The sequence below is a fragment of the Agromyces sp. NBRC 114283 genome (genome assembly GCF_030268405.1).
Lineage (GTDB): Bacteria > Actinomycetota > Actinomycetes > Actinomycetales > Microbacteriaceae > Agromyces > Agromyces mediolanus.
The window spans coordinates 3,817,864-3,835,520 of sequence record NZ_BSQP01000001.1; the positions used below are offsets into that span (position 1 = coordinate 3,817,864).

The window sequence follows — 17,657 nt, forward strand, 5'->3', positions numbered from 1 at the left end:
AGCGGTCAGCGGCCGAAGAGCCGGGCCAGGAATCCGCCGCGGCTCGCCTTCGCGGCGTCGATCTGGGCCTGCGTGTGGGTGCCGGCGCACCACTGCCCCGCGGGGACGCTCGCCTTGACCGCGCCGACGTGCTGTCCGCACCCCGCCCAGGTCGTCTTCTGGCAGGTTCGGCAGGTCACAGCTCGGCACATGGGTACTCCGTTCGAAGGGGATCGAGGTCGCCGGCCCGGGACGGTCCCGTTCGACGGGAGCGCCGGGTTCCGACGGGTCCAGGATACCCAGGGGGTATCTGAATCCCCCCTGAACGCCGCGCTGAATGCCGAGCTGGCGAGCCCTACGCGGTCGGCTCGACGGGGTCCACCGCGTCGGCGTACTCCCGATGCCGCTCGAGGTAGGCCCGGATGAACGGGCACTCGGGCACGATCCGCTCGCCGCGCGCGACCGTGTCGTCGAGGGCGAAGCGGGCGAGCCTGCTGCCGATGCCCTTCCCCTCGAACTCGGGCTTCACGATCGTGTGCGTGAAGGTCGTCCGGCCTGCAACGCGCCGGTACATCGCGAAGCCGGCGACCTCCCCGCCGGGCCGGATCTCGTACCGCGACCGCTCGGCGACCTCCGCCAGCTCGATCTCCTCGCTCATGCGCTCCTCCGCTCCCTCGGCCGCGCAGGGCTGCGCGGCGCCGTCACCAGGTGCAACGTCGGGCTCCGGCAGGGATTCCCGACGCCGGACGGGATGGCTCAGACGAGCGCCGCGTGGTCCGGAGGGTCGTCGGCCGAGGCATCCGCGCTGTGCACTCCGAGACGGCGGAGGCGGTCCGAGCCGACCCCGCGCGGGCCGCGCAGCCTGGCTTCGTCGTCGCGGCCGGCGGGCCGGCCGAGCACGGCCGACGCCGCCGGCACGAGGCGACGGCGCGGCACCGCGTGCGCGTGGGCGGCGACCGCGGCCGTCGCGAGCCCGAGCTCGTGGGACTCCGCCGCGGGGTGGGCGTGCGTCGTGGCGACGAGGGCGATGAGCCAGGCGAAGACGAGGGTGAACGCGACGATCTCGAACACCGTCAGGTTGAACAGGCCGAGCACCTGATACGCGAACATGGCCGCGACCTCGATGCCGAGGAAGACGAAGGACAGCACGACGAGGGTGCGCGGCATCCGCCGGGCGAACGCCCGGACGCATCCGGCGAGCCCGGCGAAGCCGGCCGCCGCGGCGCAGGCGAAGACGTTGTGCAGCAGCGTGTCGGTGTCGATCGGCACGAGGCCGACGCCCGCGAGGCTCACGCCGATCACGGCGATGAGGACCCGGGCGGCGCCGAGCCCGCCCCGGCGGGCGGCGAAGCGCGCCTCGCCGAGGGCCCGCGTGAGCGCCGGGCCGAGCACGGCCATGCCGAGCCCCGCGATCACGATGCCGACGTTGAAGCTCGCGGCGGCGAGGTCGTCGCTCGTGCCGAGCGTGCTGAAGTTCAAGGTCCACCACTCGCCCGTCGGCGTGATCGACATGGCGCCGAGGCTGCCGGCGGCGAGCAGCATGGAGACGAGGTTGAAGGTGCGGTACGCCTCGTGGCCGATCGCCTGGTGGTGGAGCCTGGCGGTGCCCGCGCCGAGCACCGTGCCGAGGAGCACGCCGGCGACCTCGTGCCCGCCCGGCATCCACGCGAACGCCGGCGCCGCGAAGTGCACCGCGAGCAGGGCGATGCCGGCCCAGACCATGCCGTTCGCGATGGCCCTGGCCCGGTCGTCGAAGCCCGGGAGCCCGAAGCGCATGACGGCGGCGAGCCGCTCCTCCGAGGCGGAGACGACGAGGAGCAGCATCGCGACGGCGACCGCCCCGAGCGCCGCGAGCGGCATGACCGCGGCGTCGGCGGCGCCCCAGCCCCCGAGGGCGTGCGACTGGGCGTCGAAGCCGAGCCCGCGTCCCTCGACGCTGAGCAGTCGGGCGAAGACGATGCCGAAGGCGAGCGCGATGCCCACCACGAAGATGCGTCGGAGGGCGCGGGACGAACGCAGGGCGATGGCGGCCAGCGGATCGGATGCCGCTTCCGCGACCCGCACGGTCTCCGTGCGCACCTCGGGGAGCGAGGCGCTCGAACGCTCGCCGTTCAGCCGGACGTGATCTTCACGACCGGCGCAATCCGGGGCCGCCATGCGACGCCGCAGGGAGTGTACCCGGAGTGTTGGTGCCGGGGTGGCCCCGACAAACGCACCCCTCATATCCGGACTCTCGTTCACGGGAATCAGACAAAACGAGCCTATCGGCGCCCCCACGCCCGAATCGTCGAGAATCCACCCAAAACGGGGGGCAAAGTCCGAGATTCCGGGGCAGAACGGCCACCGAGCGGCGAGAATCCCGCCCCTTCGCCTCGACGAACGGACGGGGACCGGAGCGGCGGGTGGGACTCGAAACGACGAGCCCCACGGCCGGCGCGCGCACCGGAAGAACTGCCCGCGAAGTCTACCGCATCGTGATGATTCCTCGCGGACGCGGGCGCGGGTCGGCTCGTTCGCGTGATCGCGCTCCCGCCCGGCGGCTGGACGGATCAACGGCGGAGCATTGCGCGGAGGTTTTCTCGGGTTTAGTCTGCGGACTCGGGGGGGGTCCATCATGACGCGTGCGCAGGTTCCAGACACGAACGGCCTCGGCATCCGGAGGGGAAGCGGGCGGCACTCGCGCTGGCTCGCCGCGATCGTCGCGATCGCGGCGTTGCTCGTCGGGGGCGGCGGCGCGTTGACCGCGGCGAACTCGGCGAGCGGCGCGCCGGGCAGCCCCGGCATCCCCCAAGCCGCTCCCACCGCGGTCTTCGCGGAGGACTTCCAGAACCAGGTCGCGACGAACGGCATCCGCCTGCCGCAGTACACCGGGGGCGCCGCCGCCAACACCTCGACGTACGTCGCGAGCCCCGCCTGGCTTCCCGCCGGCGACCAGTGCAACGGCTGGATCCTGCGCTCCTCGACGCCGCGCAACGCGGTCGTCACGGGTGTCGACTCCGGCTGCGACGCCACCGCATGGGCGCGGCTGCAGGGCATGGCGACGGCGATCGGGCTCTTCCGGGGCGAGACGCTGCCGGTCGCGCAGCAGAACCAGATCCTCTCCGCCTACACCAACGGCGGGTCGAACCCCGGTCCGGGGGTGCAGTTCCAGACCGCGAAACCGATCACCACGAGCATCACGGCCGGGCATTTCTACCAGATCAGCGCCATCTACGGCGCCGTGAACTGCGTCTCCGAGGGACCGGGCCTCGGCCGCCAGGACCCGAGCCTCACCTTCAACCTCATCCAGAACCAGACCGGCTCCGGTCCGGCTCCGGGTACCGGGACGGGGACCATCACGACGCTCGCGAGCGGGCTGAACCCGTGCACGGATCCCGCCGCGCGCATCATCACGACCGCCGGGCAGAACTACCACGTCGCGAAGCTGAACTCGCAGGGCTTCCGCGCGCCGGCCGGGGTGTCGACGATCGGCATCCAGCTGTACAACGCCGCCGGCGGCTTCCGCGGCAACGACTCCGGCTTCGACGACCCGCAGATCGTCGACGCGACCCCGCAGCTCGACAAGGTGTTCTCGCCCACGACCGCCGTCGCCGGCAGCACGACGACGCTCACATTCACGATCACGAACACCGACGAGCTCGCCGCGAAGAACGGCTGGTCGTTCACCGACACGCTGCCCGCCGGACTCGCCTTCGCCGGCGAGCCCGGGACCGACTGCCCGGCCGGTGTCGCGACGCTCGACGGAAACGCCATCACGGGGTCGGGCAACCTCGACGCCGGCACCGCCTCGTGCACCTTCACGGTGCTCGTGACCAGCGCCGTCGCCGGAACGTACACGAACGGCCCGGACAACATCGGACCGCTCGACGGGCTGCTCGAGCCGGGCGACTCCACCGTCGCGTTCACCGTCCCCGAGACGCCCGCGATCTCGCTCGTGAAGTCCTCCGACCTCGCCGACCCGTCGGAGTTCGTCGTCGACCGCACCGTCACGTACACCTTCCAGGTGACGAACTCCGGCAATGTCCCGCTGACCGACGTCTCCGTGGCCGAGACCGCGTTCGACGGCAGCGGCACGCCGTCCGCGATCTCCTGCCCGCAGTCGACCCTGGCCGTCGGCGCAGGGATGAGCTGCACCGCCACCTACGTGCTGACGCAGGCGGACATCGATCAGGGCAGCGTCACGAACACCGCGCGCGCGACCGGCACGCCGCCGAGCGGGCCGCCCGTCACCGCCGACTCGACCGCCGTGGTCTCGGGCGACGAGACGCCCTCGATCGCCATCGTAAAGGCCGCGGACGCCTCGGGGGTTCAGCAGCCCACCGCGGTCGGCGACCCGATCGCGTACACGGTCACCGTCACGAACACGGGCAATGTCACCCTCGTCGACGTCGAGGTGGTCGACACGCTCCTCGGCGACGGGCTGAGCTACACCTGGCCGGGCGACGACGGCGTGCTCGCGCCCGGGCAGTTCGTGACCGTGACCGGGAGCCACGCGGTCACGCAGGCCGACATCGAGGCAGGGGTGGTCACGAACACGGCGACGGCATCCGGGCAGTCCGAGACCGGAACGCCCGTCGACGCCGGGCCCGCGACCACGACGACGCCGCTCACACAGTCACCGGGCCTCCTGCTCGGCAAGGAGGCGACGCCCGACTTCAGCTCACCGCCGAGCGTCGGCGATCTCATCGCCTACGACTTCACAATCGAGAACACCGGCAACCTGCGGCTCGAGAACGTCTCGGTCACCGACCGGCTGAGCGGGATCACGGCGATCTCGTACACCTGGCCCGGCGACCCCGGCGTGCTCGAGCCCGGCGACATCGCGACGGGCACCGCGAGCTACGCGATCACCCAGGCCGACATCGACGCCGGCGGGGTGATCAACCGGGCCGTCGCGAACGGCACGACCGCGAGCGGGGCGAACACGCCGTCCAACGAAGTCGAGACGGAGACCCCGATCGATCGCAGCGACGCGATCGCCCTGACGAAGACGGCGGATGCCTCGGGCCTCAGCTCCCCCGCGGAGCCGGGCGATCCGATCGTCTACCACTTCGTGGTCACGAACACCGGCAACACGACCCTCACCGGGGTGAGCATCGCCGAGCAGCTGCCCGGGGTGAGCGCACTGCGCTACACCTGGCCGGGCGTCGACGGCGTGCTCCGGCCCGGGCAGTTCGCGGTCGCGAGCGCGAGCTACCCCATCCTGCAGGCCGACATCGACGCCGGCGAGGTCACGAACGAGGCGACGGCGAGCGGGACCGGCCCCGACGAGTCGGAAGTCGAGTCGCCGCCCGCGACGACCACGACCCCGCTCGACGAGGCCGCGCGGATCACCCTGGTGAAGTCGGCGAGCCCGAGCGATGCGGCGAGCTTCGTCGTCGGGCAGGTCATCACGTACTCCTTCGTGGTGACCAACATCGGCAACCTGACCGTCACCGACCTCGCGATCACGGAGGACGCGTTCTCGGGCAGCGGCCCGGAGAACCCGATCACCTGCCCGAGCGCCCCGTTGCCGCCCGGCCAGCAGGCGACGTGCACGACGACGTACACGCTGACCCAGGCCGACGTCGACGCCGGCCAGCTCGCGAATACGGCACATGCAACGGGTGAGGCCGGCGGCGAACCCGTCGAGTCGAACCCCTCCTCGACGGTGATCCCGGCGCTGCAGAGCCCGGCCCTCTCCCTCGTGAAGTCGGCCGACGTCGAGCGCGTGACGGCGGCGGGCCAGGTGATCTCGTACACGTTCCGGGTGACCAACATCGGCAACGTCACCCTGCGGACGATCGAGGTCGTCGAGACCGACTTCTCCGGGGCCGGCACGGCGCCCCTCGTCACCTGCCCGAGCGGAGCGGCCGAGCTGCTGCCCGGCGCGTTCGTCGACTGCGAGGCGAGCTATACGACGGTCGCCGCCGACCTCACCGGGGCCGCGATCGAGAACACGGCCATCGCAACGGGCACGGCACCCGACGAGTCGCCGGTCGAGTCGCCGCCCTCGTCCGCGTCCGTCGAGACCGTGACGCCCACGCCCACGCCGGTGCCGCCGAAGCCGGGACCGCCGCTCGCGGGCACCGGCTGGGAGCCGCCCGTCGGGGCGATCATGATCGCGCTGCTGCTGACGGCGGCGGGCGCCGCGGCGCTGCTCCTCGCTCGGCGCCAGCCCACCGGCCGGCACCGCTGACGACTCGGGGGATGGGGCCGGGCGGCGGGGACCCCCGGCCCCGACTCCCCCGTCAGACCGTGGCGGGCTCGGCGTGCAGCGCCTGCACCATGGGGGCGAGCTCCGGGCGCTCGCCGGCCTCGGCGAGCACGCGCTCGAGCGCGGCGTCGTGGACGGGTCGCGCGGTCTCGTAGAGCGCCCGACCGGCCGCGGTCAACTCGCTGTAGATGCCACGGCGGTCGTCGGCGCAGAGCACGCGGGTCAGGAGCCCGCGGTCTTCGAGCCGCGTGACGAGCCGCGTGGTGGCGCTGGGGCTCAGCGCCGCGGCGCGGGCGAGCTGCTGCATGCGCATGTGCCAGCCGTCCTGGCGGTCGAGGGCGTCGAGCACCGTGTACTCCACGACCGAGAGCCCGGCCGACTCCCCCAGCGCGCGTTCGAGCTCGAGCTCGATCATCGCGTGCAGCGCGACGAGGGTGCGCCAGCCCGTGGCCCGGATCTCGACGGCGTCGTCGGCGATGCCCATGTGCGGCCTCCTCCTCGGTCGTTGCTTGCGCAATCTATTTGCGTGTGCAACTATTAACCCCGCTGCCGAAATATGCAGCGTCTGCAACTACCTCACTGTATCAGGAGAATCGTCCATGCCACTCGGCCTGCTCGCGCTCGCCATCGGTGCCTTCGGCATCGGCCTCACCGAGTTCGTCATCATGGGCCTGCTGCCCGAGGTGGCCGGCGACTTCGGCGTCACCGAAGCGGCGGCGGGATGGCTCATCTCGGGCTACGCCCTCGGCGTCGTCGTCGGCGCGCTCGCCCTCACCGCCGCGACCGTGCGGCTCCCGCGCAAGGCGGTGCTGCTCGGACTCGTCGTGCTCTTCATCGCCGGCAACGCGCTCACCGCCCTCGCCCCCGACTACTCGGTCGCGATGATCGGCCGGATCGTCGCCGCCCTCTGCCACGGCGCGTTCTTCGGCATCGGCTCGGTCGTCGCCGCGAGCCTCGTCGCCCCCGAGCGCAAGGCCGCCGCCATCGCGATCATGTTCACCGGCCTCACGGCGTCGAACGTGCTCGGCGTGCCGTTCGGCACCTTCCTCGGCCAGCAGTACGGCTGGCGCGCGACGTTCTGGGTGATCGCCGCCATCGGCGTGGTGGCGCTCGTCGGGCTCGCCCTGCTCGTGCCGCCGCTCGGGCATCTCGAGCAGCCGAAGCTGCGCAGCGAGCTGGCCGCGTTCCGCTCCGGGCAGGTCTGGCTCTCGCTGCTCGTCACGATGCTCGCGTTCGGCGGCATGTTCGGCGCGTTCACGTACATCGCGTACACCCTCACCGAGGTGAGCGGCTTCGCGGCCGGTGCGGTGCCGTGGCTCCTGGTGCTCTTCGGCGCCGGACTCTTCGTCGGCAACTGGATCGGCGGGAAGGCCGCCGACCGCTCCATCGACGGCACGCTGCTCGTGTTCGTCTCGGCGCTCGTGGTCGTGCTCATCGGCTTCGCCCTCGTCGCGGCGAACGGTCCCGCCACCGTCGTGGCGCTGTTCCTGATGGGCGGTCTCGGCTTCGGCACCGTGCCCGGCCTGCAGTCGCGCATCATGGGCTACGCCTCGAGCGCCCCGACGCTCGCGTCCGGCGCGAACATCGCCGCGTTCAACGCCGGCAACGCCCTCGGCGCCTGGGCGGGCGGTCTCGGCATCGCCGCCGGGCTCGGCTACACCTCGCCGATCTGGATCGGCGCGGCGCTCAGCGCGCTCGCCCTCCTCGTGCTCGTCGGCGCGGCGCTCGCGGCGCGCTCCCGCTCGCGCTCAGCCGCACCAGTCGGAGAAGCCCCCGTTCTGCACGAGCACCGGGTCGCCTGAGGCGAGGTCGACGACCGTCGTCAGCCGGTCGACGGGCGAGGGGGCGTTCGGGTAGCCGTCGTACGGGGCATCCGCTGCGACGGTCTCGATCGCGACGAGCCGGCCGTTCGGGGAGAGGCAGGAACCGGCGAGGCGGCTGCCGGGCCCGCTCGCCCAGCGCACCTCCGTGCCCGCGCCGTCGACGAGGGCGAGCAGCGACTCGGTGCCGCCGTCGCCCGCGAGCAGCACGTCCATCAGGTACGCGCCGTCGGCGTCGAGCTGCTGCACCCGCCCCGGGTAGGCCTGCTCGGGTAGTCCGGCCGGCGGCAGCTCGTTCGCCGTCGCCTCGCCGGTGGTGAGGTCGATGAGGGCGCCGCCGTCGGGGTCGGCGACGACGAGCACGGCGGTGCCGGGCAGGATGCCGCGCAGCTCCGCGTGCGCCCCGAGCGCCATCGGCGGCGAGAGGCCGAGGGCGTCGACGACGAAGAGCCCGCCGTCGAGATCCTGCAGCACGAGCGAGGTCGTGCCGGGCACGAAGCGCCAGTCCGCGACCGCGAAGGGCTCGCCGTCGGGGCGCAGCACCGGCTCGAGCGCGGCCTGCGCACCCGAGACGTCGAGGGTGAACAGGGCGTGCCGGTAGCGGGGCTCGCCGCCGCCGAGGTTCGTCCGCCCGTCGAAGCCCAGGGCGACGAGCGGATGCGTCGTGGAAGCCGCGATGCGGCGGACGACCCCCGGCTCGGGCAGCCCGACGAGCTGGGTCGTCTCGCCGACGCCGGCGACACGCAGGGTGTTCGTGCCGTCCTCCTCGATCGCCGCGGCGACGACGACCTCCCCGGCCGCCGCGAAGGACTGCAGCCGGGGCGCTTCGAGCACGTCGCTCGGCGCCGGCTCGGACGCAGTCGCCCGACGCACGACGTCCGGGCGCCCCTCCGGGCTCCGGCGGACGAGGGTGAACACGGGCTCGTCGGCGCTCGTGAACCGGTACGCGACGTCGGCGGCCGCCGGCTGCGCGGCACCGACGACGTCGTCGATCGCGACGTGGAACTCCGTCCCGGCCGGCAGCGGGCGGGCGAAGGTCACCACGAGGCGGTCGCCGTCGTGCTCGAGCGAGGCGGGCTCGTGCGGGCTGATCCGCAGCTCGCCCACCCGCGCGACGGGCTGATTCAGCTGCAGCACCAGGCGGGACTCGGCCAGGCGGGTGACGCGCTGCACATCGACCGCGGCGTCGACGAGCTTCGGGCCCTGCAGGAACCCGGCAGCACCGAGCGAGACCGCGGCGAGCGCGAGCACGCCGAGGGTCGCGGCGAGTCCGCGCCGGAAGCGGCGGGCACTGGAATCGGTCGCGGCGTCGTTCGCGGCGTCAGTAGACATACGGCTGCTCCGGCTGTTCGACGGGCTCGAGCTCCTCGGGCAGCAGCACGAGGCCGGTGCCGCTCGCGGGGTCCGGTCCGAAGGCCCCGCTCACCCGCACCCAGTCGTCGACCGCAAAGCGCTCGCGCCAGTCGGGCAGGTGCACCGGCACGCCGATCGGCTGCGCGTCGACCGCGCAGCAGGTGATCGTGAACCTCGCGAGGTAGAAGGCGTCGTCGGGGTCGCCTGGGGCGGGCGTGACGAAGCCGACGAGTTCGGGTCGCTGGCCGGCGAAGGCGGCGGGGTCGTCGTTCTGCCGGACGAGCAGCGCCCAGTCCTTGAGCGTGAACGTCGCCGGGTCGGCGCCGCGGAGGCTCGGGGCCTCGCCCGCGAGGTCCGCCGTCGTGCGGTCGATGTCGCGCTGCACGGCGGTGCGCGAGGTGAGCGCCGCCGGGGGCACCACGAGCAGCGTCACGACGGCCGTGGCGACGAGGAGCACCGTGCCCCACGCGGCGAGCGGGGCGAGCCGGCGGCGCTGCGGTGGCGTCTCCGGCCCCGTCTCGTGGTCGGCATCCGCCTCGTCCGCGTCCTCTGCCTCCCCGGCGCGCGGTGCGAGCGCCAGCGCGACGATCGCGGCCGCCCCGCCGAGCACCGCCATCACCGCGGTGAAGCCGAAGTAGCGCGGGTGGATGTAGAGTCCGAGGCCGCCGCCGAGCGCGAGCCAGACCGTCGCGACCACCCCGACGAGGGTGAGGGCGACGCCCTTCCACCGGGCCACGAGCCTAGGCAAGCAGGTTCACCCCCAGGCCCAGCGCGGCCGAGGCGAGCGCGACGATGGCGGTCAGCTGCACGAGCGTGCGCGCCGTGAAGGTGGTGCGCATGAGCGCGAGCATCTTCACGTCGATCATCGGTCCGAACACGAGGAACGCGACGATCGCGCCGGGCATGAACGTCGAGCCGAAGGAGAGCACGAAGAAGGCGTCGACGTTCGAGCAGATCGCGACGACGAAGGCGAGCAGCATGAGGGCGAAGACGCTGAGCACCGGGTTCTGGCCGAGCGCGACGAGCAGCTCGCGGGAGACGACGACCTGGATCAGCCCGGCGACCGCGGAGCCGACGAAGAGGGCGGGCAGCATCGCGGAGGTCTCGTCGGCGAACATCCGGGCGGCGCGCCGCGGCTTCGACCCGGCTGCGGCGTGGTCGTGCGCGCAGGCGGCCTGGAACGCGGGCGTGAGCAACGACATCGGGCGGGGATGCCGGCTGAACACCCAGCCGACGAGGTTCGCGATGACGAAGCCACCGAGGATGCGGGACACGAGGATGCCGTCGTCCCAGCCGAACGCCTGGTACGTCGTGATGATCGTGACGGGGTTCAGGATCGGCGCGGCGAGGAGGAACGTCATCGCCTCCGCGACGGTCAGGCCGCGGAGCACGAGTCCGCGCGCGAGCGGCACGTTGCCGCACTCGCAGACGGGCAGCAGCACGCCGAGCAGCGAGACCACCGCCCGTCGCAGCAGGGGGCTGCGGGGCAGGCGGCGGGTGAGGAGATCGGCCGGGAGCCAGAGCTGCACGGCGATCGAAAGCAGGATGCCGAGGAAGACGAACGGCAGGCTCTCGATGACGACGCTCGCCGAGAGCGTGATGAAGTCCTGCACGCCGTCGTCGAGCCCGGCGGAGAGCTCGGGCGGCGCGAGCCAGCGCACGGCGAGGAGGCCCGCGAGGCCGGCGATGCCGAGGGCAAGCGGCAGCGGAGCGATCCGGCCCCCGGTGCGTCGCCCGGGCGCGAGGGGCGCCGGGCGCAGCGGGGCGAGGGGACTCGGGGGCATCCCGTCGAGGGTAACCGAGAATCGGAATCGTTCTCAATAGCTCGAGCCGGTGCGCGCCGCTCGCGCGACCCGGCGGCGCCCGCGGCTCAGAGGCCGGCGAGCGCCTCGTCGATCACGGCGACGGCGTAGCGGAGCATCCGGTCGTCCGTGCGCAGCGTCGGCAGGAAGCGGATGACGTTGTCGTAGCTGCCGGCCGTGAGCAGCAGCACCCCCTGCTGCGCCGCGTGCGCCGCGACCCGCTGCGCGGCCCCGGCGAGCGGGGTCTTCGTGCCGGGCTCGACGAGCTCGAAGGCGAGCATCGCGCCGTGCCCGCGCACCTCGCCGACGACCGCGTGCCGCCGGGCCAGCTCCGCGAGCAGGCCTCCGAGCGTGGCGCCGATGCGCTCGGCCTCGGCGAGCAGCCCGTCGCGCTCGATCTGCTCGAACACAGCGAGCGCCGCGGCGACGGCGACGGGGTTGCCGCCGAAGGTGCCGCCGAGGCCGCCGGGCAGCGCGGAATCCATGATCTCGGCGCGGCCGGTGACGCCCGCGAGCGGCAGCCCGCCCGCGATGCCCTTGGCCGTGAGCACGAGGTCGGGCACGAGCCCGAAGTGCTCGCTCGCGAACCAGCGGCCGGTGCGGGCGAGGCCCGACTGGATCTCGTCGGCCACGAACACGACGCCGTTGGCGCTCGCCCAGCGCTGCAGCGCGGGCAAGTAGCCCTCGGCCGGCACGATGAAGCCGCCCTCGCCCTGGATCGGCTCGGCGATGACGGCGGCGAGCTCGCCCACGCCGATGCGCCGCTCCAGGTAGGCGATCGTGCGGGCCGCCGCCTCGGCGCCGTCGAGGCCGTCCCGGTACGGGTACGAGTTCGGCACCCGGTGCACGTCGCCCGCGAACGGGCCGAAGCCGGTGCCGTAGGGGGCGGCCTTGTGGTTCATCGCCATCGTCAGCATGGTGCGGCCGTGGAACGCGTGGTCGAGCACGGCGACCGCGCGCCGCCCCGTGTGCTTGCGGGCGATCTTCACGGCGTTCTCGACCGCCTCGGCGCCCGAATTCACGAACAGGGTCTTCTTCGCGTGATCACCGGGGGTGCGCTCGGCGAGCTTCGCGGCCAGCTCGGCGTAGCCGCGGTACGGGGTGACCGTGTAGAGCGTGTGCGTGAGCTTCGCGAGCTGGGCGCTCGCGGCCGCGACGACGGCCGGGTCGGCGTGGCCGACGGTCGTGACGCCGATGCCCGAGCCGAGATCGACGAAGCGGTTGCCGTCGACATCGGTGAGGATCGCGCCGGAGCCGGACTCGATGTACACGGGCAGGGCCCACGACACGCCCTGCGGCACGTGCTCGAGGCGCTCGGCGTGCAGCCGGCGGCTCTCGGGGCCGGGCACCTCGGTGCGCAGCAGTTCGGCGCGGGTGAGCTCGGGGGCGTGGGCGGACTCGTGAGCGGCGGCGGGAGCGGTGAGCGTCATGATCGGTCCTCTCGGTTCAGTTGGGGCGGCGCGCGGCGAGGCCGAGCCTCGTCGCGGCATCCGCGAGGTCTTCAGCGAACGCCGGAGCGGATGCCTCGGCGAGCACCGCGGTGGTCACGCGCACGGCGTTTCGGTGGCGTCGGTCCTCGCTCGCGAACGGCTCGCCGGACCGGAGCTGCCAGCCGCGCTCCCCCATGGCGGCGACGAGGCGCTCGCTCGGGCGGTCGAACTCGATCCAGACGTTGAGCCCGTCGGGGCGGCCGGCGACGGGGATGCCGCGCTCCGCGAGCGCCGCGACGAGGGCGGCCGCCCGCGCGGCGTACACGTCGCGCGCCCGTGCGAGCTCCGCTTCGGCGCGCTCCCCGGAGAGCAGTTCGAGGGTGAGCCGCTGGAGCAGGTGGCTCACCCAGTTGGTGCCCGAGTTCAACCGGGTCTCGAGCCGGGCGGCGGTGTCGGGGTCGGCCGCGACGAAGGCGAGCCGGAGGTCGGGCCCGAGGAACTTCGACACCGAGCGCACGAGCGCCCAGCGGTTCGTCGTGGCCGGCGTCGCCCGACGGTAGGGCTCGGCGGAGATCGCGGAGAAGTGGTCGTCCTCGATAACGAGGACGTGCGGGTGGCGTTCGAGCACGGCGCGCAGCTCGGCGGCGCGGCGGGCGCTGAGGCTCGCGCCGGTCGGGTTGTGCGCCCGTGGCGTCAGGATGACGGCGCGCGCCCCCTCGTCGATGGCGGCGGCGAGCGCCTCGGGGGTCATGCCGTGCTCGTCGACGGCGACCGGATGCGTGCGGTAACCGTTCAGCCGCAGCGTGCCGATGCTCGACAGGAAGCAGGGGTCCTCGACCGCGACGCCGTCGCCGCGGCTGAGGTGCGCCGTGAGCAGCCGTTCGACGGCGTCGACGGCGCCGTGGGCGAGCACGATGCGGAACTCGCGCTCGAGCTCGGCGCCGAGGCTGCGCCTGGCCCAGTCGCCGAGCTCGGCGTCAACGCCGGGCGTGCCGTAGAGGGTGGGGACGTAGCCGAGGCGGGCGAGCACGGACTGCGCGTCGGGGAGCAGCGCGGGGTCGGGGTTGCCGGAGGCGAGGTTCAGCACCCGGGCGGGCGAGGCGGCCCCCTCGCGGGCGAGCACCGGGACTCCCGCGATCGCGGTGCCCGCGCGCCCGCGGGCTTCGGCCGCCCCGGTGGAGACGAGCAGCCGGTACGCGGCGGCGACGGTGTTGCGGTTCACGCCGAGCTCCTGGGCGAGCTCGCGGATCGGCGGCAGCGTCTCGCCCGCGGTGAGCTCGCCGGCCGCGACGAGGTCGCGCACCCGTCCGACGATGTCGGCGGCGGTCGACCCGGTGATGCGGCGGTCGTTTGCGATGCTCATGCGTCGATACTAGCTTTTGTCCTAGGACATTTCGAGAGGTGGCTGGAACATGGCCGAGGAATCGTGGCCGTCCCCGACGACGACGGCCGAGTTCGCCGAGCGGATCGACGCGGTGCACCGACGCATCCGCGCCGCCGAGCTCGCAGCCGGCCGCACGCCCGGCTCGGTGCGACTGCTGCCCGTGAGCAAGACCGTGCCCGCCGAGCGGGTGCGGCTCGCGATCGCCGCGGGCGCGAGCCTCCTCGGCGAGAACAAGGTCCAGGAGGCGCGGCAGAAGGCGCAGGAGCTCGCCGGGCTGCCGGTCGGCTGGGCCGTCATCGGGCACCTGCAGACCAACAAGGCGAAGTACGTGGCGGAGTTCGCGAGCGAGTTCCAGGCACTCGACAGCGTGCGCGTCGCGGAGGCGCTCGACCGCCGGCTGCAGGCGGCGGGGCGCTCCCTCGACGTGTTCGTGCAGGTGAACACCTCCGCGGAGCCGCAGAAGTCCGGCCTCGCGCCCGACGAGCTCGGAGCGTTCCTGCAGCAGCTGCCCGCGTTCGGATCGCTGCGCGTGCGCGGCCTGATGACGCTCGCGGTGTTCAGCGCCGACGCCGAGCGGGTGCGCGGCTGCTTCCGGCTGCTCCGCGAGACGCGTGACCGGCTGCGCGACGACGCCCCGGACGGCGTCTCGCTCGACGAGCTCTCGATGGGCATGTCGGGCGACTACGAGCTCGCGATCGCCGAGGGGGCGACCACGGTGCGCGTCGGCCAGGCGATCTTCGGCGAACGGCCGCTGCCCGACTCGTACTACTGGCCGGAGGGCTGAGCGCTCCTGGGCGGTGGCCGCGCTACTGGCCGGAAGGGTCCGCGCCGGCCGCGCCCGCCCCGCTGCCCGCGGCCGCGGCATCCGGATGCGGCATCCGATCGAGCCACTCGGTGACGACCGCCGCGCCCGCGGAGGCGAGCTCGGCCCCGAGGCGCGCCGCGTCCGCGCGGATGCCCCGGACGTCGGCGCCGACCGCGCGCAGTTCGTGCGTGTGGCCGATGAGCCACTCGTCGATGCGGGCGGGATCCGCCTCGAGGTGGAACTGGAGGGCGAGCGCGCTGCCGCCGAGCGCGAACGCCTGGTTCGGGAAGCCCGGGGTCGCGGCAAGCGACGGGACCCCGGCCGGGAGGTCGAAGGCGTCGCCGTGCCAGTGCAGCACGGGGACCCCCGCGAGGTGCCCGAGCGGCGAGGCGAACCCGGCCGCGCTCAGCTGGAGCGGCGCGTAGCCGATCTCGTGCGCGCCCGTCGCGCGCACTTCGGCCCCGGCCGCGACGGCGAGCAGCTGCGCGCCGAGGCAGATCCCGAGCGTCGGCGCACCGCGCCCGAGCCGCTCGGCGATGGCGGCGATCTCCGCGCGGAGCACCGGGTGCTCGTCGGCCTCGTACACGCCGATCGGACCGCCGAGGACGACGACGAGGTCGGCGTCGGCGACCGCACGGGCGTCGAACTCCCCCGAGCCGACGTCGGCGTACTCGACGGCGTAGCCGCGCTCACGGAGCACCGGCTCGAGGAGGCCGAGGTCTTCGAAGCGGACGTGCCGGATCGCGAGGGCGGTCGGGGGTCGCTCATCGCCGGGTCCGGCGTCGTCGTGTGCGCGCACGGCGCCAGCCTAGGGGAATATGTCCTAGGACAAAAGCGGATGGGATGGGAACTCGCGGCTTCTGGATGGCGCGACGCCGAACCGGGCCCCGACGCGCAAGGAATGGGAGCGCAGGCAGACGAGGGACGTGACGCAGGAGACATGACGCAGCACACAGCGAAGACCCGGGTTCGATGGTGGATGGCGATCGCCGGAGTCTGCGCGGTGCTCGCCGTCGGCGCGGGCGTGATGACCGCGGGCGTGGGCATGCCGCGCCTCCCGCCGAGCATCCGCGTCGACGCTCCGGACGTGCTCCGCGTCAGCGACGCGTCCGGGGCCACGGCGGAGCTCCGCCTGATCAACGGCGTGTCGCCGACCGTGGACCCCCGGGTGTCCGACCTCGACCGGATCGACGAGGAGTCCTACACCGCGGCGGAGGTCCCCGTGGATGCCGACATCGGCTTCCTCATGCCGGGCGAGGAGCCGCCGGCATCGCGACAGGTGCGCGGCCAGGGCGTCGACGAATCCGGGGAGCTCGGCGACATGTACGACCCCCTCGCCTCGTACGTGCTCATCGACGACGGCGAGGGGACGGTGCTCCCCGAGGAGACCGACCTGGACGGCGACCGCACGGCGGCGAAGGGCTCCGCCGGCCTCGTCGTCGAGGTCGACGACCCCGCGGTCTCGCGGCTCTTCCCCGGGTACAACCGGACCGTCCGCGAGGAGTCGGGCGCCGAGGCGGAAGCGCCCGCCTGGGACGTGCAGTTCGACCTCGCCGCCGCGCACGAGCAGGGCCGCACGAACCTGCCGCTGCCGCTCGGGTGGTACGCCTCGCCGTTCGCGAAGGGGCTCGACGCCGCCGCGCCGTGGCTGCTCGGCGGCTTCATCCTGGCGACGCTCCTCGCTCTGGCGCTGGCCAGGTGGGAATCGGTGAGCGGCCGGCGCAGCGCCGAGGCGGGCGCCGCGGAGACCGACTAAGCGGGGCCGCGGGACGACCGTGGTCGCGTGCGCGTGGATAACTCAGGGAAACGGAGAGACTTCCAGCACGAAGCGTTGACGCCCCGAGGGCGTCAACGGCGAAGCGCCGGTCCTGCGCCCGACTACGCTCTGGCGGGCCCCGTCGACTCGCGCACCACGAGCTCGGGCTGGAAGAGGTACTCGGTCCTGGACGCTCGGATGCCGTTCATCTCCCCGACGAACGCATCAGCGATGGCCACCCCCATCGCGGTGACCGGCTGTCGGACCGTCGTGAGCGGCGGCCAGGCGTGTCGCGCAATCACCGAGTCATCGAAGCCGACGACGGACAAATCGCGAGGAATCTCGAGGCCTTGCCTGCGGGCCTCCGCCAGTACCCCGACCGCGATGAGGTCGTTCGCGCAGACCACTGCCGTGCAGCCGGCCGCGATCAACGCTCGCCCAGCGCTGATTCCGCCATCGTCGGTGTAGAGCGACGGCTCGATGACGCCGCGCGCTCCATCACCAGCGTGCTTCTTCATCGCACTGTGGAATCCTTCGGACTTCCGCTGCGCGGCCACGTAGGACTCTTGTCCGACCGCGAGTCCGATCCTCCTGTGCCCCATGGCAGTGAGATGCCGCACGGCGAGCTCCATCGCACTGTGCTCATCAATAGAGAAGAACGGCGCATCGACCCCGGTGCGGTAGCCGTTCACGAACGCCAACGGCAAGCCGAGCCCCAACAGCTGAATGTACCGCTCCATCGGGAATCCTGAGTCGGAGTGTCGGCCGGAGAAGAAGACGATCCCCGCCGCACCGGCCTCGATGAACATGTCGATGTACTCGTCCTCGTCGAGTCCGCCTTCGCTCTGGGAGCCGATCAGCGGGGTGAAGCCTCGACGTGCGAAGTTGGGCCCGAGGGCTTGGGCGAATGCGGGAAAGACCGGGTTGATCAGCTCGGGGAGGAGCAGACCCACCGGACGACCGGTGCGTCGTCGCAGACGCGCCGGCCGTTCGTAACCCAGTAGGTCCAGAGCGGTCAGAACTGCCTGACGCTTGTGTTGAGCGACTCCCGGCTTGTCATTGAGAACGCGGCTGACCGTGGCTTCGCTGACCCCCGCGTGCGCTGCAATATCCGCGAGAGTCGCACCCATGC

General features: G+C 73.0%; 15 protein-coding genes. 4 read left to right on the forward strand and 11 right to left on the reverse strand.

Going from position 1 to position 17,657, the window contains the following annotated elements; translation table 11 throughout:
- Positions 1-5: 5 nt before the first annotated feature.
- From QSJ60_RS18395 to QSJ60_RS18405, 3 genes are all read right to left on the reverse strand, one after another.
- Positions 6-191: a DUF8730 family Cys-rich protein gene (locus QSJ60_RS18395; protein WP_189085457.1), complete on the reverse strand. Its 186-nt coding sequence runs from the start codon at positions 189-191 to the stop codon at positions 6-8.
- A gap of 143 nt (positions 192-334) precedes the next feature.
- Complete coding sequence (locus QSJ60_RS18400; RefSeq protein WP_285465115.1) at positions 335-637, reverse strand: GNAT family N-acetyltransferase; 303 nt, start codon at positions 635-637, stop codon at positions 335-337.
- A gap of 98 nt (positions 638-735) precedes the next feature.
- Positions 736-2,136, reverse strand: coding sequence for a hypothetical protein (locus QSJ60_RS18405; RefSeq protein WP_285465116.1), 1,401 nt, complete (start codon positions 2,134-2,136; stop codon positions 736-738).
- Positions 2,137-2,593: 457 nt separating this feature from the next.
- On the opposite strand from QSJ60_RS18405, the gene QSJ60_RS18410 reads away from it, so the two are divergent.
- Positions 2,594-6,157 (forward strand): CLIPPER-2 domain-containing protein, encoded by a 3,564-nt coding sequence (locus QSJ60_RS18410; RefSeq protein WP_285465118.1) that lies wholly within the window; start codon positions 2,594-2,596, stop codon positions 6,155-6,157.
- A gap of 52 nt (positions 6,158-6,209) precedes the next feature.
- On the opposite strand, the gene QSJ60_RS18415 is transcribed toward QSJ60_RS18410, so the two are convergent.
- Complete coding sequence (locus QSJ60_RS18415; RefSeq protein ID WP_189085449.1) at positions 6,210-6,659, reverse strand: MarR family winged helix-turn-helix transcriptional regulator; 450 nt, start codon at positions 6,657-6,659, stop codon at positions 6,210-6,212.
- Between the two features lie 115 nt (positions 6,660-6,774).
- Here QSJ60_RS18415 and QSJ60_RS18420 point away from each other — a divergent pair, with 115 nt between their 5' ends.
- Complete coding sequence (locus QSJ60_RS18420; protein ID WP_230767873.1) at positions 6,775-7,977, forward strand: MFS transporter; 1,203 nt, start codon at positions 6,775-6,777, stop codon at positions 7,975-7,977.
- Here QSJ60_RS18420 and QSJ60_RS18425 read toward each other — a convergent pair.
- From QSJ60_RS18425 to QSJ60_RS18445, 5 genes are all read right to left on the reverse strand, one after another.
- Positions 7,924-9,327: a hypothetical protein gene (locus tag QSJ60_RS18425; RefSeq protein WP_285465121.1), complete on the reverse strand. Its 1,404-nt coding sequence runs from the start codon at positions 9,325-9,327 to the stop codon at positions 7,924-7,926. The two genes, QSJ60_RS18420 and QSJ60_RS18425, sit on opposite strands and share 54 nt — an antisense overlap.
- Positions 9,317-10,084 carry a TIGR03943 family putative permease subunit gene (locus QSJ60_RS18430; protein WP_285465123.1) on the reverse strand — a complete coding sequence of 256 codons (768 nt, stop codon included), beginning with the start codon at positions 10,082-10,084 and terminating at the stop codon, positions 9,317-9,319. Before QSJ60_RS18430 ends, QSJ60_RS18425 begins: the two co-directional genes overlap by 11 nt.
- 4 nt (positions 10,085-10,088) lie before the next feature.
- A complete protein-coding gene (locus QSJ60_RS18435) occupies positions 10,089-11,132 on the reverse strand; it encodes a permease (protein ID WP_285465125.1) in 1,044 nt (347 codons plus the stop codon).
- A gap of 86 nt (positions 11,133-11,218) precedes the next feature.
- Positions 11,219-12,580 carry a 4-aminobutyrate--2-oxoglutarate transaminase gene (gabT, locus tag QSJ60_RS18440; RefSeq protein WP_285465126.1) on the reverse strand — a complete coding sequence of 454 codons (1,362 nt, stop codon included), beginning with the start codon at positions 12,578-12,580 and terminating at the stop codon, positions 11,219-11,221.
- A 16-nt stretch (positions 12,581-12,596) separates the two neighbouring features.
- Positions 12,597-13,943 (reverse strand): aminotransferase class I/II-fold pyridoxal phosphate-dependent enzyme, encoded by a 1,347-nt coding sequence (locus QSJ60_RS18445; protein ID WP_285465128.1) that lies wholly within the window; start codon positions 13,941-13,943, stop codon positions 12,597-12,599.
- Positions 13,944-13,992: 49 nt separating this feature from the next.
- Between QSJ60_RS18445 and QSJ60_RS18450 the strand changes: the two genes are divergently transcribed.
- Positions 13,993-14,748 carry a YggS family pyridoxal phosphate-dependent enzyme gene (locus QSJ60_RS18450; RefSeq protein ID WP_285465130.1) on the forward strand — a complete coding sequence of 252 codons (756 nt, stop codon included), beginning with the start codon at positions 13,993-13,995 and terminating at the stop codon, positions 14,746-14,748.
- Positions 14,749-14,770: 22 nt separating this feature from the next.
- Here the strand turns inward: QSJ60_RS18450 and QSJ60_RS18455 are convergent, their stop codons facing one another.
- Entirely contained in the window at positions 14,771-15,568 is a 798-nt protein-coding gene (locus tag QSJ60_RS18455; protein WP_285465131.1) for a glutamine amidotransferase, read from the reverse strand.
- Positions 15,569-15,709: 141 nt separating this feature from the next.
- Between QSJ60_RS18455 and QSJ60_RS18460 the strand changes: the two genes are divergently transcribed.
- Positions 15,710-16,525, forward strand: coding sequence for a hypothetical protein (locus tag QSJ60_RS18460; RefSeq protein ID WP_285465132.1), 816 nt, complete (start codon positions 15,710-15,712; stop codon positions 16,523-16,525).
- A gap of 122 nt (positions 16,526-16,647) precedes the next feature.
- On the opposite strand, the gene QSJ60_RS18465 is transcribed toward QSJ60_RS18460, so the two are convergent.
- Complete coding sequence (locus QSJ60_RS18465; protein WP_285465133.1) at positions 16,648-17,655, reverse strand: LacI family DNA-binding transcriptional regulator; 1,008 nt, start codon at positions 17,653-17,655, stop codon at positions 16,648-16,650.
- Positions 17,656-17,657 lie beyond the last annotated feature (2 nt).

Bases quoted from the DNA above. Each gene is read 5' to 3' on its own strand.
- QSJ60_RS18435 (WP_285465125.1), bottom strand. From the start codon at position 11,132: ATGCCCCCGAGTCCCCTCGCCCCGCTGCGCCCGGCGCCCCTCGCGCCC.
- QSJ60_RS18465 (WP_285465133.1), bottom strand. From the start codon at position 17,655: ATGGGTGCGACTCTCGCGGATATTGCAGCGCACGCGGGGGTCAGCGAA.
- QSJ60_RS18425 (WP_285465121.1), bottom strand. From the start codon at position 9,327: ATGTCTACTGACGCCGCGAACGACGCCGCGACCGATTCCAGTGCCCGC.
- QSJ60_RS18410 (WP_285465118.1), top strand. From the start codon at position 2,594: ATGACGCGTGCGCAGGTTCCAGACACGAACGGCCTCGGCATCCGGAGG.
- QSJ60_RS18415 (WP_189085449.1), bottom strand. From the start codon at position 6,659: ATGGGCATCGCCGACGACGCCGTCGAGATCCGGGCCACGGGCTGGCGC.
- QSJ60_RS18420 (WP_230767873.1), top strand. From the start codon at position 6,775: ATGCCACTCGGCCTGCTCGCGCTCGCCATCGGTGCCTTCGGCATCGGC.
- QSJ60_RS18450 (WP_285465130.1), top strand. From the start codon at position 13,993: ATGGCCGAGGAATCGTGGCCGTCCCCGACGACGACGGCCGAGTTCGCC.
- QSJ60_RS18445 (WP_285465128.1), bottom strand. From the start codon at position 13,943: ATGAGCATCGCAAACGACCGCCGCATCACCGGGTCGACCGCCGCCGAC.
- QSJ60_RS18395 (WP_189085457.1), bottom strand. From the start codon at position 191: ATGTGCCGAGCTGTGACCTGCCGAACCTGCCAGAAGACGACCTGGGCG.
- gabT (WP_285465126.1), bottom strand. From the start codon at position 12,580: ATGACGCTCACCGCTCCCGCCGCCGCTCACGAGTCCGCCCACGCCCCC.
- QSJ60_RS18460 (WP_285465132.1), top strand. From the start codon at position 15,710: ATGACGCAGCACACAGCGAAGACCCGGGTTCGATGGTGGATGGCGATC.
- QSJ60_RS18405 (WP_285465116.1), bottom strand. From the start codon at position 2,136: ATGGCGGCCCCGGATTGCGCCGGTCGTGAAGATCACGTCCGGCTGAAC.
- QSJ60_RS18400 (WP_285465115.1), bottom strand. From the start codon at position 637: ATGAGCGAGGAGATCGAGCTGGCGGAGGTCGCCGAGCGGTCGCGGTAC.